Here is a 12,618-nt window from a genome sequence, read left to right on the forward strand (position 1 = left end):
GGTCATTCAGATGGCTGTGGCAACGGTCCGGAAGGGACGCTGAAGTTTGCGTTTCGCCATTCGCGTGAGGGCCGGTTGCGGAACGTCTCGAGACCGGCGAACGCTGCTCCTGCCCCGATCCGGTGATCCGGCTAACTCGGACACGACGCCGAAAGCGGACGTCGCCGGCTGCACGGGTTGCTTCTAGCCTGCCGGTACTCCCGCGGGCTCATGCCGCAGCGATCCTTGAAGCGGCGGGCGAAATGCGCTTGGCTGCTGAATCCGCAGCCGTAGGCCAGCATGCCGACGGAGAGGTGTGCGCAGGCAGGGTCGGCCAACCGTGCGGCGGCTGTCGAGAGGCGCCGCTCCCAGATGTAGTCCGAGATGTGCTGGCCACGCTCGTGGAACAGCTCTTGAAGTCGGCGAAGCGACACACCCGTGGCGGCGGCGAGCTTCAGGGGATCGAGGGTCGGGTCGGCGAGGTTGGCCTCAACGTAGGCCTTGGCGCGCTGGACCACCAGGGTGCCGTGGACGGGCCAGGGTGCCTGCTGGGCAATCCGCTCGGCAAGGCTGGCGACGATCAGGTCAACGCCGATCAACGACATCCGCTCGGCGACCTCGGGACTGAGCGACGCGCCGACCTCGCTCAACTGCCGGAAGAACGATGTCGTCAGGCTGGCGGAGGCTGAACCCTGGCCGACCGTGACGGCGGTGTACAAGCGGCTCGGCCCCAGCATCCGCTCCAGGCGCTCACGGGGTACGTTGACCACCAAGTGAGTGCTTTCCTCCGTCACAACCGTAGCCGATCGCTGAGCGGTCACGGTGAAGTCCCCGGTCTGGCTCAGCGCTTCCCGGTCGTCATGCTGCAACCATGATCGGCCTTCGAGATTGAAGATCACTTGGAGCACGTCCTCAGCACCGCGATACCGGCTCGAGGACTTCGAGGAGACGCAGCCATGGAAGATCCGTCCGACAGTCAAGATGCCGTATTCGGCCTGATCTAGACGGGCCACAAAGGGTCGATCATTCAGTCTTTCCAGTTCCAGGTCTGGGATCTGATCGCACAGGAATTCGCGCCAGCGCTGAAATCTGGCCTGCGGGCGAATGTCCTGGCTGGAAAATACCGGTTGCATCTCAGCGTGCACCGCTAGGCAGCGCTGCGCCGCCGATGGATCCGCATGCGGCTTATTATATATTGTCTACAATCTCAAGAACTCGGAGCGTCACATTTAGGGATGTGCGTGACAGCGCGCACGCTTGTCGGTCATTCGTCATTTTGTATGCAATATCCGAAAGAGGAGCGTTGTCCCGAAGGCCGCGCTTCCTGCATGTCGGAACCGCCGAAAAGACTGCAACCCTTTCAGCGAACCGTGGGGATTCTGCGCGGGTCGGCGAAACATATCTCAGAGACCGGGAGCGATAGTGCCGCAGTGTCCGGTTCGCGGCATCCCGCAATCGAAGGTGGACTGACTGCTCACGCTCAGATCCTGGCGAAGGCTGGGCGTCCGTTTTCATTGGCCGTCGCCGAGCAGAAGACACGGGAAACAAACAGTCGGGAACCTGCACGCGGCGGCCTTCGAACCAGTCCGACGGCGCATGGCACATGGCTTGGTCAGAAACCCCGCGTGTCTCCGATGAACTGCCCAAGTCGACGATCGTCGGTCGAGCCCCGGCGCTAGGCCTTCGCGCGCCCGGACCTACCCGAACGCCCCGACCTCGTGCTGGATCATTCCCGAGATCTCCCGCACCTGATCGAACATCCGGCGGATCGGCTGGAACAGGTTGGCGTGCTCCGCCTCGTAGGTGCCGACGTCCCGCGGGCCGGCCGGTTCGCCGAAATTGAGGCCCAGCGTCGGGTCCGGCGTGACCGGGAAGATCGCGTCGAGGAGTTTCAGGCAGCCGTCGATGTCCAGCCGCAGGAAGCGCTCCAGCAGCTGCTCGCGGGAGATGCCCGCCTGCGGCCGGAAGCCCGGGATGTGCACCGCCAGGAACCAGATCCGGTGGATCAGCGCGAGGCGCAGGGCGTGGAGCAGCGTCAGCCGGGCCGACATGGCGGGCAGGTCGGGCGCGGCCGCGCTCAGGGCGAGCCAGTCCCGGGTCAGGCGTCCGAACAGGTTGCGCAGCGCGGGGGCGAGGTCGAGGCGCTCCAGGGCGCCCGAGATCACCACGAGCTCGTCCCGGCGGAAATCCTTCTGGGTGCGACGCGCCCGCTCCAGCCACACGGCCGGGTCGAGGGTGTCGATATAGGCCCGCAGCACGTCGAGGTCGCCCACCGAGGCGGCGTGCTGGACCAGCCGGAAGGCCCGGGAGAAGCGCACCGAGTCGCGCCGCATGTCGCGGAACAGGTCCGGGCCGCGCTGGGCGGCCCGGCCGATCCCGTGGAGCGAGTTCGCCAGGAAGCCGAGCTGGTGCAGGATCGCGTTGTTGGGGATCGCCCGCATCTGGCGCGGATGGGTGATCCGCGCCGGGCCGCCGTTGTCGGTCTGGCGCGCCACCGGCCGCGACCCGGTCCGGTCGATCAGGCTCGGGCCGAAGGTGCCGAGGAGCGCCGCGTAGCCCGGATCGTCGACCAGCGCCTCCATGTCCTGGCGGGCGGCGGTGAAGAACTCGAGGGCGAAATCCGGCTCGGCGTAGATCGGATCGACCTTGCCGTCGGAGGCTTTCGGGTGGTCGTTCAGGGCGTAGTCCGGGAACGAGTCCTCCTCCGTCACGTCGAGCGCGTAGACGTGCTCGGCGATGCGGGCGACGCTCGCGCGCGCCAGCGCCTCGGTGCCGTACAGCAGGTAGCCGTCGGTGCCCTGGAAGCTCGATTCGAGCCGGACCCGGATGCCGGCCTTGCGGGCCCGGTCGCGCGCGTCCTCGGGGGCGAGGTAGGCGAGGCGGTCGCGCAGGGAGGTCGGATGGGCGCCGCGCCCGATCGACTCGCCGTGCGTGTCGAAGATCGCGAGCTCGACGTCGGACAGGCCGTTCTGGACCAGCATCTCGGTGATGCGCAGCCGCAGCCGCTCGATCCAGAAGGTCGCCGCCAGCTGGCCGACGTAACGGCCCGAATCGGAGTAGCCGAACTGCACGGTGAGCCGGCCGATGCGCTTCAGGTACTGCCGCCAGTGCGGGTTGCGCAGGGCGTCGTCGAGCACCCGGATACCCTGCTCGAGGGCGCTCGCCGTCTCGAACAGCGGCGTGATCTCGAGCTTGTCGGCGATGCCGTAGTGGCGCGCGAGCCAGAGGGCGGCGAGCAGGGTGTAGCCGGTCTCGGTCTCGGCGATGAGGAAGCGCACCGGATGGGTGCCGTCCACGTGCTTGAGGATCTGGGCGATCGTCATCATCAGCCGCGCCGCCGAGGCGCGCTCGGCCGCGAGCGCCCCGAAATCGACCGCCACCGGGCGGACGTCGTTCAGCAGCGTGTGGATCGTCGCGAGGTGCGAGCGGCGTCGGGCCGCGTCGGTGGGCTCGCCCTCCAGGTCGATCACCCGCCGCACCGCGTTGTGGATCTGGCTGGCGTTCAGCCGGAAATGCGGCAGGGCGTTCGACAGGCCGTGCGTCGCGACCCCCGCGCGCAGGACGGCGATCCGGCGCTGGTCGCCGGCGTCGTCGGCGGCCTCCAGGGCCTTGGTGAGCCCGGAAACGAGGGCGCCGGCGTCGGACTGGGCGCGCTCGCGCTCGATGATCAGAGCCAGGGCGAAGCGGTGCACCGCCTCCAGGGACGGCTGGTCGCCGAGGCGCGGCGCCACCGTGAGCTGGCGGTTCACCGCCGCCAGGGCGTTCTCGGCGAGCGCCCGGACCTCGCGGCAGGCGGGGATCTCGGGCAGGTCGCGCATCACCCGGTCGAACTGCATCCGCTTCGAGATCAGCCGGTAGCGCAGGGTGTCCCACCAGCCGATATCGGTCCGGCCATCGGTGTCGCAGCCGACCCAGCTGGCGATGGCGAAGGGGCGCGGCGTCAGCTCGGTCCAGCGGTCGGGCCAGCGGGCGCGGGCGGCATCGAGCAGGGCGCCGTTGAAGGCGTCGAGGGCGAGCCGGCCGTTGTTGGCCGCCGCGCAGGCCTGCTCGAACTCGACGTCCAGTGTGATCGGCGCGTCGGGCCGGGTCGACAGGGCCGCGGCGCGCGCGACCAGCCCGGCGCGATCCTTGGCGTCGGGCAGGCTCGCGGCCTCGGCGAGGAGGCCGGCGACGGCCCGCGGCATGCCGAAGGTGGGGTGGGCCGTGAACACCACCGCGAAGGCGGTGCGGTGGATCAGGGCCGCGAAGGCCTCGACGCTGTCTGGGCGATCGGGGGCCGCCGCCACGAGCCGGGCGGGGATACCCGCCTGCGGATCCTCCGGGTCGGCATCGAGACCGACATAGGCCCGCAGCCGTTCCGCCCGCGCCGCCAGGGCGGCGGCGCGCAGGCGCACGAACAGCCCGTCGAGGTCGCCGGTCGAGATCTCGTTCCGGTCGAAGCGCCGGGTGATCGCCAGCGTCACGGCCAGGACGGGGTTGCGGAACGGGTCCTCCCGGGCTTGGTCCCGGGCGGCCTCGATCAGTCCGAGGAGGTGCGCCTCCAGTTCCTCGGGCTCGCGGCTCGGCTCGTGCTGCATCGGTCGGTCCCGGCTCCGGTCTGCCCGCATCTACCCGGTCCGGCAGCCCACGCAAGGAGCGTTCCGCGCGGGCTCGGGGGCACGGCCGTGACGCGGCGCGGAGATAACGACGGCTCGATGGGGTGGCGGTGGCCTGTACAGCGGGTTAGAGCTGGCCTCCTGATGGAGCGCCTGTTCATCATCTTGGCTGTTCTGGTCTTCGCCGCCGCCATCGTCGCCGTGGCCGCGATGGCGGCGCGCGGCCGGCGCGAGCCCCTGCGCATGGGATCCGAACTCGACGTCGAGGACGAGGACCTGCTCATCGGCTCGGTCGGGCCGCGCAAGAGCCCGATCGACCGCAGCGCGCAGGTGCTCGACCCGCGGGTGCTCGATCTGGACGCGATCGAATTGGAGCCGATCCGGGCCCTCGACCGGACGCGGCGCGACGAGCCGCTCCGTGGAAACCCTCCGGGAGCCGCGCGATGAGGCCAGCTGCGCGCGGGGTGGCCGGGCTGCTGCTCGCCGGTCCCCTCTGCCTGTCGATGATGCAGGGCGTTCCGGCGGCGCCGGCCGGTCGGGCGCCCGCCGCGGCGGCTCCGGCGCAGGCCGCGCCTGCGCAGCCGGCACCGGCTCCGGTCGCGCCCGTCCCGGCCGCACCCGCCGCGACGGCACCTGTCGGACCCGGCCAAGCCGTCCCGCAGGCCGACCCTCAGGCGGCGAGCCCCGCACCGGCCGCCGGTCCGACCCTCGAGCAGCCCTGCGGGACGCAGGCGGCCCGGTTCGAGAGCGCCAAGGGATTCAAGATGGTGATCACCCGGGCCGGCCAGGTCCGCACAACGAACCCGCTCAGGCCGCTGACGCCCGAGGTGAACGAGGTTCTCCAGGTCGTGATCGCCGGCAAGGTCGCCACCGCCTACGGTCCGGACTTCACGACGCTGCGGCGCGGCGGCGCCGCGTCGGGCATCGAGGCGATGCTCGGCAGCCCGATCCACTGGGAACAGGCGCTGCCGACCTTCCCCGATCCGATCGCGATCGTGACCGAAGAGGGGACACCCCTGGCGCAGCTGACGTTCCGCGCCTGCGAGGCGCCGCCCGCCGTCAAGGCGCCGAAGGTGCCGAAGGCCGAGGCCCGCAAGAAGGCGCCCCGGCACGCCGCGCCGAAGGCCGCCGCGGCCCCGAAGACGCCCCCCGGCTTCTCCATGCCTCAGGGGGCGATCGCCGAGTAGCGGCTACTTCTGCTTGGCGATGATCTTGTCCTTGATGCCGTCGTAGACGTTCTTCGGGATGATCTTCTTGGAGACGAGATCGTCCTTGCCGCGATACGGCCGCCCCTTGATGATCGCGGCCGCGCGCGCCGCGCCGATGCCCGGCAGCGCGTCGAGCTCCTCGCTGCTGGCGCTGTTGAGGTCGATGAGGGCGCCCTTCGCCGCGTTCGGCGAGCCGGCCACCGGCGCGCTCGGGGCCGCGGGCTTCGCGGGGGCCGTGGGCGCCGCGGTGGTCGGCGCCTGGGGCGCCTGCGCCAGGGCGGGGGCCGCGACGAGGCTCGACAGGAGGGCGAGGAGGGCGAGGGTCTTGATGGAGGAAGCCATGGCGTTCTCCCGAGGGGCGCGGCCCGCTCAGCGGTGCCGTCCCGCCAGATCTGCGCCGTCCCGCTTGAACCCGCGCTTAACGCCCGCGCTCGACGGTTGTGGTCCGGTACCCCTAGCCACGGGCCGGCGCCGGAGCTATAAGCCCGCCCTCATCCGTATCCCGCGGTGTGCGTGGCGATCCTCGATCGAGGAGCCGCCCGCGCGCCGCTTTGTCCGCGGCGTCACGAAGGATCCAGCCATGGCCGTTCCGAAGCGAAAGACCTCCCCCTCCCGCCGCGGCATGCGCCGCTCGGCCGACGCCCTCAAGGCGCCGACCTACGTCGAGGACAAGGATTCGGGCGAGCTGCGCCGTCCGCACCACATCGATCTGAAGACCGGCATGTACCGCGGCCGTCAGGTCCTGAAGGTGAAGTCCGCCGAGGCCTGAGCCTCGCGAGGGCGGCGCCTCAGGCGAGGCGCCGCGCGGCCTCCGCGTAGCGCGCGGCGGCCATCCGGGTCCGTTCCAGGCGCGACGGTAGCAGCGCCGGGTCATCGGCCGCCAGCAACTGCGCGATGAAGCCGGCGCGGGGCCTCCCCGCGGCCGGGCGCTCTGCTGCCCGGGGCCCGGGCGGCTCATCGGGACGTCCCCCGTCGATCAGGGCGAGCGCGTTAGCCTCCGTCCGCGCTGCCTCGGGAGACCCGTCCGCGTCCGGGACCGGCGCGCGCCGGGCGGAGCGGACCTGTGTCGGGCCGAGACGGCTGACTGTTCCGATACGCACCATGCGCACACTCTCCGCACGTTTCCGTGCCCGTGTCGCAAAGGTGGGGCCGACGTTTACCGATCGTCAACCCTTCGTCCAGTCGGCCCGGCCGAATTACTTTTTCGCGAGCGCTTCGAGGCGCTGCTGCATCTCCAGCATCTGGCGCTTGAGGTCGTCCAGCTCGCCGCCCGCGTAGGGCGCGGGCTGAGTCGCGGCCGGCGCCGTCGGCTGGGCTCCCGGCGCGGGCGGCGCGAAGCCCGTGAACATCTTCATGGCGTCGCCGAAGAAGTTCATGTTGGTGCGGACCTGCTGCTCGATCGCGTTCTGGAACGCCGAGGGGCCGAAGCTCTGGGCGAACTTCTCGCGCAGGCCGTCCTGGTCCTTGGCGAAATTCGCCATCGAGAATTCGAGGAAGCTCGGCACCATCGTGCGCATGCTGTCGCCGTAGAAGCGGATCAGCTGGCGCAGGAACGCCACCGGCAGCAGGTTCTCGGCGCCGGCCTTGTTCTCCTGCTCGAAGATGATCTGCGTGAGGACCGAGCGGGTGATGTCGTCGCCCGTGCGCGCGTCGTAGACGACGAAATCCTCGCCGTTCTGCACCATCGTGGCGAGGTCCTCCAGCGTCACGTAGGTCGAGGTGCCGGTGTGATAGAGGCGCCGGTTGGCGTACTTCTTGATGACGGTCTGGGTGGCCTTGACGGTATCCGCCATCGGGAACGGCCTTTCTGGACTCGGGACCGGGGGGCGTTGCAGACGCGCGGTGCTGTCTGACGGGGGCTGTCTTCGCGCCCGCAGCACGATCCTTAAAGCCTTCCCCGGGCGCAGAAAACAGCAAACTGCAGCTCTTCAACGCAGAATAATGCAGAGCGGTCCGGGTCGGCGCGCCATTTCAGTCTCGCGGTCGCGTCATCGGCGCGTTCGGCGCAGCGATGCACAACCTTGACTTCGCCGACCCCAAGCCCTTCATCCCAGGGCCGGCACAGAGCGCGCCCCGGGACGTGGAAGGCGCGCCGGCTCGCGAGAGGAGAACGTTCACATGGCAGGCAGCGAAGAGATCGTGATCGTCGGGGCCGCGCGCACGCCGGTCGGCTCGTTCGGCGGCGCCTTCGGGGCGGTGCCGGCCCACGAGCTCGGCGCGACGGCGATCAAGGCCGCCCTGGAGCGGGCCAAGGTCTCGCCCGATGAGGTGGACGAGGTGATCTTCGGCCAGGTCCTCACCGCGGGCGCCGGCCAGAACCCCGCCCGTCAGGCGGCCATCAAGGCCGGCATCCCCGAGAAGGCGACCGCCTGGGGTCTCAACCAGGTCTGCGGCTCGGGCCTGCGCACGGTCGCGATCGGCATGCAGCAGATCGCCAACGGCGACGCCAAGGTCATCGTGGCCGGCGGTCAGGAATCGATGTCCCTGTCGCCGCACGCGCAGTACCTGCGCGGCGGCCAGAAGATGGGCGACGTGAAGCTCGTCGACACCATGATCAAGGACGGGCTCTGGGACGCATTCAACGGCTACCACATGGGCCAGACCGCCGAGAACGTCGCCCAGGCCTTCCAGCTCACCCGCGAGCAGCAGGACCAGTTCGCGACCCGCTCGCAGAACAAGGCCGAGGCCGCCCGCAAAGAGGGCCGCTTCAAGGACGAGATCGTCCCGGTCACGGTGCCGGGCAAGAAGGGCGACACGGTCGTCGACACCGACGAGTACATCCGCGACGGCGCCACCATGGAGGCGATGGCCAAGCTGAAGCCGGCCTTCACCAAGGACGGTACCGTCACGGCCGCCAACGCCTCCGGCCTCAACGACGGGGCCGCCGCCCTCGTGCTGATGTCGGCCTCGGAGGCCGAGCGCCGCGGCCTGACCCCGCTCGCCCGGATCAAGTCCTGGGCGACCGCGGGCGTCGACCCGAAGGTGATGGGTACCGGCCCGATCCCCGCCTCGCGCAAGGCCCTCGAGAAGGCCGGCTGGAAGCCGTCCGATCTCGACCTGATCGAGGCCAACGAGGCCTTCGCGGCCCAGGCGCTGGCCGTGAACAAGGACATGGGCTGGGACGACGCGAAGGTGAACGTCAACGGCGGCGCCATCGCCATCGGCCACCCGATCGGCGCCTCGGGCGCCCGCGTCCTCGTCACCCTGCTGCACGAGATGAAGCGCCGCGACGCCAAGAAGGGCCTCGCCACGCTCTGCATCGGCGGCGGCATGGGTGTGGCGATGTGCGTCGAGCGGACCTGATCGGTCTGTCACGACAGTATCGGCCCACAACATAGACTTAAGGCCGAAGTCAGAAAAAATCGCGTGCGGACGCCATCCGCACGCGGCATCAAGTGATGCGAACAGGAGGAAACAATGGCTCAAGGACGCGTCGCCCTCGTGACGGGCGGCACCCGCGGCATCGGCGCGGCGATCTCGAAGCGGCTCAAGGACAAGGGCTACAAGGTCGCCGCCAACTACGCCGGCAACGACGAGGCGGCCAACGCCTTCAAGGCCGAGACCGGCATCCCGGTCTTCAAGTTCGACGTGGGTGATCTCGCGAGCTGCGAGGCCGGGATCAAGGCGATCGAGGCCGAGCTCGGCCCGGTCGACATCCTGGTGAACAACGCCGGCATCACCCGGGACGGCGCCTTCCACAAGATGACGTTCGACAAGTGGCAGGCGGTCATCAAGACCAACCTCGACTCGATGTTCACCTGCACCCGTCCGCTGATCGAGGGCATGCGCAGCCGCAACTTCGGCCGCATCATCATCATCTCGTCGATCAACGGCCAGAAGGGCCAGGCCGGCCAGACCAACTACTCGGCCGCCAAGGCCGGCGTGATCGGCTTCGCCAAGGCGCTGGCGCAGGAGAGCGCCGCGAAGGGCATCACGGTCAACGTGGTGGCGCCGGGCTACATCGCCACCGAGATGGTGATGGCGGTGCCCGAGGACATCCGCAACAAGATCATCTCGACCATCCCGACCGGCCGCCTCGGCGAGTCCGACGAGATCGCCCACGCGGTCGAGTATCTCGCCAGCGACGAGGCCGGCTTCGTGAACGGCTCGACGCTGACCATCAACGGCGGCCAGCACTTCGTCTGATCGCCCGCGGGCGCGCCGGACCGACCCGGCGCGCCCGCCTCAGCAGGCCGGGGCTGCAGGGGCCGCGCCGTGACGGCGGGCCGTCCGACGATGCCGGCCGCGCACCGCTCCCTCCGATGATCGTCGCGGCGGCGCAGGACGGCGGCGCAGGACGGCGGTGACCGCCGATCCGCCCCGCGCGGACCCCGCATGTCGGCGTCCGAGAGAATGCCGGGCGCCGCCCGCCGCGGTCGCCGGCTCGGACAGTCCGACCCAGCAAGCGTGACGAAAGTCCTTCCCCGCGTGCAAAAACGCGCGTCGAGCGGGATAACGGGCATTGCGGGCAGCGATCGGCGCGATGGCCCGCGTGTCCTGAGACACGAACAATTCGAGCGGCCTCGTATAGATCTCCTTCCATCGGCTCACGGATGGTCCCGCCGATAGAAATCGAGGTCTCGAGGATCATGAACAACTGGTTTCACGGTAAATTCGGCGTTCAGTTTAACGGCGAGAGCCAGGATTGTTCTTCCCGCACGACCGCGATGCGTGACGACCGCTCCGCCGCCCGGCGCCGCCCCGCGCTGCCCGCGGTCGCGAAGCTCGGCCTCGCGGCGGCCTGTGCCCTGGGGCTGGCGGCCTGCGTCACCCCGCAGGAGCGCCACGCGCTGGATCAGAACCAGTGCTACGCGTTCGGCTTCGAGCCCGGCACCGACGGCTTCGCCGAGTGCATGATGGGCCTCCACCAGCAGCGCGCCGTCGCCCAGTCCAACAGCAACCTGTACTGGCAGGCGCAGCTCGCCGAGCAGAACCGCCGCCGCGAGGCCCAGCAGGACCTCTACAAGGTGATGAGCCTCCAGCGCACCGGCGACCCGCGCTTCCCCGTCTGCGGCGCCTCCTCGGACGGCGGCATGGATCGCCGGACCATGACTTGGTACGGCCCGAACTGCCGCGCCCGCTGATCCGGATCGAGGGAGGTCCCCATGTCTGACATGACGACGCGCGGCCCGCGCAACCCGAGCCGGATCATCTTCGTGGCGGTGGCCCTGTTCGGCATCGCCGTCGGGTTCGCGACCGCCAGCCTGGCCTGGTTCACGCTCGCGGTCCTCGGCTCCGCCGCGCTGACCTGCGCGGGCTACGGCCTGATCCGGCGGCGGCTCGGCTGGAAGCCGCTGAGCGGCGAGTACCTGTCCAACCTCGTCTACGTGCTGATCCCGTACTAGGCGGACACCGCGCACGCCCCGCGGACGCGCCGCGGGGAATATTGGCGGGCGGCGCAGGTCCACGAAGGCCTGGCCGCGCCGCGCCCCCATCCTCCAGACCGCTCCGCCTCCGAGGCCACCATGACGCTCGCCCTCATCATCACCGGCTTCCTGATCGTGAACTTCGCGATGGCCGGCTTCTTCTCCCTCGTGGCCCTCTGGGCCGACTGAGCGGCGGCGCTACCGCGCGCCGACGCAGTTGGCGTAGAAGGTCGTGGTCGCGGGCCAGTCGGAGAAGACCCCCAGCACGCCGACCTGCTCGTGCAGGACGTCGAGCAGCCGCAGGATGTCGCCGTCGCCGGTGACCACCGGCTTGATCGACTGGTAATAGTACCCGCCGCCGCCCTTCAGCGGGCCCGAGCGCTCCAGCGACCACGCGATCAGCCCCAGCCCGGCCGCCCTGGCCTCCCGGGCGTAGGTCGAGGGCTCGATCGATCCGTCCGGGCCCGGCCGGACCAGCATCCACAGCGGCGGCGCCAGGATCTTGACGCCCTTCCGGGCGAGTTCGGCCATGCCGGGCTGCCACGTGGCGGGCTTCTCCGGGTCGAAGCCCTTCGCGGTCTCGTCCCGGTCGTCGAGGAAGATCGCCTGGCGGCCGAATTCCGGATCCTTCTCCAGCCAGTAGAGGATGTCGCGGAGCTGGAAGCTCTGCGGGTAGACGTCGGCGGCCGGGACTCCGGCCTCCTTGTACTCGTCGATCAGCTGCTGGGCGTACATGTCCTGCGTGTAGGTGCCCTGGAACGGCATCGGGACCTGGGGCGCCTTGAGCTCGGGGGTGAATTTCCGACCCATCCCCTTCACCAGCGCGATGTACTCCCTGTGCGACATCAGCGTGCCGGTGCCGGCGTAGAGGTCGGTGCGCCAGCGCGGCGTCGCGTTCATGTAGGCCGCCACCGTGGTGGCGTCCGGGTCGGACGCGTCCATCTTCCCGTTCAGCGCCTTGAACTCGTCCAGCGTCAGGTCGCTGGTGCAGCATTTGGCCGAGGCCTTCCGCCCGGTGGCCGGATCGGCCGGCGTGAAGCCCTGGGTGCACTTCGCCGCGAGTTCCGGCCGGGCCAGGATGTCGGTGGTCGTGTGCAGGTCGCACTGGCTGTGGCGGCAGACGAGCTGGCGGTCCTTGGTGAAGGCCACGTCGCACTCGATGATCCCGGCGCCCATCCGGTACGCGGCGAGCAGGCCCTCCCGGGTGTGTTCCGGGAACATCAGCGGCGCGCCGCGGTGTGAGATCGAGAAGGTCCGGGGCGTGTAGGTCCGGTCGACGCCGCAGGCGGCGAGCCTCTCCTTGAGCGGGCCGGGCTTCAGCTGGTCGACGAGGTAGAAGGGCCGGGGCCCGAGCTGGGCGGCCTCGCCGGCGAGGGCCGCGGTCGCCCCCAGAAGCAGCCCCAGCCCCAACATGATCCCACGCATCGCGAACCTCCCGTTCCAGGCCGCCGGTAGAGGGGGACGGTGACA

General features: G+C 70.0%; 13 protein-coding genes. 7 read left to right on the forward strand and 6 right to left on the reverse strand.

Annotated elements, in window-relative coordinates; translation table 11 throughout:
• Positions 1–131: 131 nt before the first annotated feature.
• Positions 132–1,112: a helix-turn-helix domain-containing protein gene (locus tag ACLBXO_RS21070; protein WP_447686565.1), complete on the reverse strand. Its 981-nt coding sequence runs from the start codon at positions 1,110–1,112 to the stop codon at positions 132–134.
• 564 nt (positions 1,113–1,676) lie between these two features.
• Positions 1,677–4,556, reverse strand: coding sequence for a phosphoenolpyruvate carboxylase (locus ACLBXO_RS21075; RefSeq protein WP_331315342.1), 2,880 nt, complete (start codon positions 4,554–4,556; stop codon positions 1,677–1,679).
• Positions 4,557–4,718: 162 nt separating this feature from the next.
• On the opposite strand from ACLBXO_RS21075, the gene ACLBXO_RS21080 reads away from it, so the two are divergent.
• Together ACLBXO_RS21080 and ACLBXO_RS21085 are read left to right on the forward strand one after the other, a co-directional pair.
• The gene (locus ACLBXO_RS21080; protein WP_331315553.1) at positions 4,719–5,021 is read left to right on the forward strand and encodes a hypothetical protein; all 303 of its coding nucleotides are present in this window, start codon (positions 4,719–4,721) and stop codon (positions 5,019–5,021) included.
• The gene (locus tag ACLBXO_RS21085; RefSeq protein ID WP_447686566.1) at positions 5,018–5,761 is read left to right on the forward strand and encodes a hypothetical protein; all 744 of its coding nucleotides are present in this window, start codon (positions 5,018–5,020) and stop codon (positions 5,759–5,761) included. The genes ACLBXO_RS21080 and ACLBXO_RS21085 overlap by 4 nt, the downstream gene beginning before the upstream one ends.
• 3 nt (positions 5,762–5,764) lie before the next feature.
• Here ACLBXO_RS21085 and ACLBXO_RS21090 read toward each other — a convergent pair whose 3' ends face one another.
• Positions 5,765–6,124 carry a helix-hairpin-helix domain-containing protein gene (locus ACLBXO_RS21090; RefSeq protein ID WP_447686567.1) on the reverse strand — a complete coding sequence of 120 codons (360 nt, stop codon included), beginning with the start codon at positions 6,122–6,124 and terminating at the stop codon, positions 5,765–5,767.
• Between the two features lie 238 nt (positions 6,125–6,362).
• Between ACLBXO_RS21090 and rpmF the strand changes: the two genes are divergently transcribed.
• Positions 6,363–6,551 (forward strand): 50S ribosomal protein L32, encoded by a 189-nt coding sequence (rpmF, locus tag ACLBXO_RS21095; RefSeq protein WP_003601373.1) that lies wholly within the window; start codon positions 6,363–6,365, stop codon positions 6,549–6,551.
• A 19-nt stretch (positions 6,552–6,570) separates the two neighbouring features.
• On the opposite strand, the gene ACLBXO_RS21100 is transcribed toward rpmF, so the two are convergent.
• Both ACLBXO_RS21100 and phaR read right to left on the reverse strand, forming a co-directional pair.
• Complete coding sequence (locus ACLBXO_RS21100; protein ID WP_447686568.1) at positions 6,571–6,885, reverse strand: hypothetical protein; 315 nt, start codon at positions 6,883–6,885, stop codon at positions 6,571–6,573.
• Between the two features lie 93 nt (positions 6,886–6,978).
• Positions 6,979–7,575 carry a polyhydroxyalkanoate synthesis repressor PhaR gene (phaR, locus tag ACLBXO_RS21105; protein ID WP_331315340.1) on the reverse strand — a complete coding sequence of 199 codons (597 nt, stop codon included), beginning with the start codon at positions 7,573–7,575 and terminating at the stop codon, positions 6,979–6,981.
• Between the two features lie 325 nt (positions 7,576–7,900).
• On the opposite strand from phaR, the gene ACLBXO_RS21110 reads away from it, so the two are divergent.
• The 4 genes from ACLBXO_RS21110 (at position 7,901) to ACLBXO_RS21125 (ending at position 11,127) form a co-directional block, all read left to right on the forward strand.
• The gene (locus tag ACLBXO_RS21110; protein ID WP_331315338.1) at positions 7,901–9,085 is read left to right on the forward strand and encodes an acetyl-CoA C-acetyltransferase; all 1,185 of its coding nucleotides are present in this window, start codon (positions 7,901–7,903) and stop codon (positions 9,083–9,085) included.
• A 114-nt stretch (positions 9,086–9,199) separates the two neighbouring features.
• Positions 9,200–9,928 (forward strand): acetoacetyl-CoA reductase, encoded by a 729-nt coding sequence (gene phbB, locus ACLBXO_RS21115; protein ID WP_331315337.1) that lies wholly within the window; start codon positions 9,200–9,202, stop codon positions 9,926–9,928.
• A gap of 521 nt (positions 9,929–10,449) precedes the next feature.
• A complete protein-coding gene (locus tag ACLBXO_RS21120) occupies positions 10,450–10,866 on the forward strand; it encodes a hypothetical protein (RefSeq protein ID WP_447686569.1) in 417 nt (138 codons plus the stop codon).
• Positions 10,867–10,887: 21 nt separating this feature from the next.
• Positions 10,888–11,127: a hypothetical protein gene (locus tag ACLBXO_RS21125; RefSeq protein WP_331315333.1), complete on the forward strand. Its 240-nt coding sequence runs from the start codon at positions 10,888–10,890 to the stop codon at positions 11,125–11,127.
• 219 nt (positions 11,128–11,346) lie between these two features.
• Here the strand turns inward: ACLBXO_RS21125 and ACLBXO_RS21130 are convergent, their stop codons facing one another.
• Complete coding sequence (locus tag ACLBXO_RS21130; RefSeq protein WP_331315331.1) at positions 11,347–12,573, reverse strand: glycerophosphodiester phosphodiesterase family protein; 1,227 nt, start codon at positions 12,571–12,573, stop codon at positions 11,347–11,349.
• Positions 12,574–12,618: the final 45 nt, after the last annotated feature.

This window comes from Methylobacterium sp. C33D (assembly GCF_053345825.1).

What these genes read in the sequence shown, in the direction of transcription:
- ACLBXO_RS21130 (WP_331315331.1), bottom strand. Translation starts at nt 12,573, where the DNA reads ATGCGTGGGATCATGTTGGGGCTGGGGCTGCTTCTGGGGGCGACCGCG.
- ACLBXO_RS21120 (WP_447686569.1), top strand. Translation starts at nt 10,450, where the DNA reads ATGCGTGACGACCGCTCCGCCGCCCGGCGCCGCCCCGCGCTGCCCGCG.
- phbB (WP_331315337.1), top strand. Translation starts at nt 9,200, where the DNA reads ATGGCTCAAGGACGCGTCGCCCTCGTGACGGGCGGCACCCGCGGCATC.
- ACLBXO_RS21070 (WP_447686565.1), bottom strand. Translation starts at nt 1,112, where the DNA reads ATGCAACCGGTATTTTCCAGCCAGGACATTCGCCCGCAGGCCAGATTT.
- ACLBXO_RS21075 (WP_331315342.1), bottom strand. Translation starts at nt 4,556, where the DNA reads ATGCAGCACGAGCCGAGCCGCGAGCCCGAGGAACTGGAGGCGCACCTC.
- ACLBXO_RS21080 (WP_331315553.1), top strand. Translation starts at nt 4,719, where the DNA reads ATGGAGCGCCTGTTCATCATCTTGGCTGTTCTGGTCTTCGCCGCCGCC.
- ACLBXO_RS21100 (WP_447686568.1), bottom strand. Translation starts at nt 6,885, where the DNA reads ATGGTGCGTATCGGAACAGTCAGCCGTCTCGGCCCGACACAGGTCCGC.
- ACLBXO_RS21085 (WP_447686566.1), top strand. Translation starts at nt 5,018, where the DNA reads ATGAGGCCAGCTGCGCGCGGGGTGGCCGGGCTGCTGCTCGCCGGTCCC.
- rpmF (WP_003601373.1), top strand. Translation starts at nt 6,363, where the DNA reads ATGGCCGTTCCGAAGCGAAAGACCTCCCCCTCCCGCCGCGGCATGCGC.
- ACLBXO_RS21090 (WP_447686567.1), bottom strand. Translation starts at nt 6,124, where the DNA reads ATGGCTTCCTCCATCAAGACCCTCGCCCTCCTCGCCCTCCTGTCGAGC.
- ACLBXO_RS21125 (WP_331315333.1), top strand. Translation starts at nt 10,888, where the DNA reads ATGTCTGACATGACGACGCGCGGCCCGCGCAACCCGAGCCGGATCATC.
- ACLBXO_RS21110 (WP_331315338.1), top strand. Translation starts at nt 7,901, where the DNA reads ATGGCAGGCAGCGAAGAGATCGTGATCGTCGGGGCCGCGCGCACGCCG.
- phaR (WP_331315340.1), bottom strand. Translation starts at nt 7,575, where the DNA reads ATGGCGGATACCGTCAAGGCCACCCAGACCGTCATCAAGAAGTACGCC.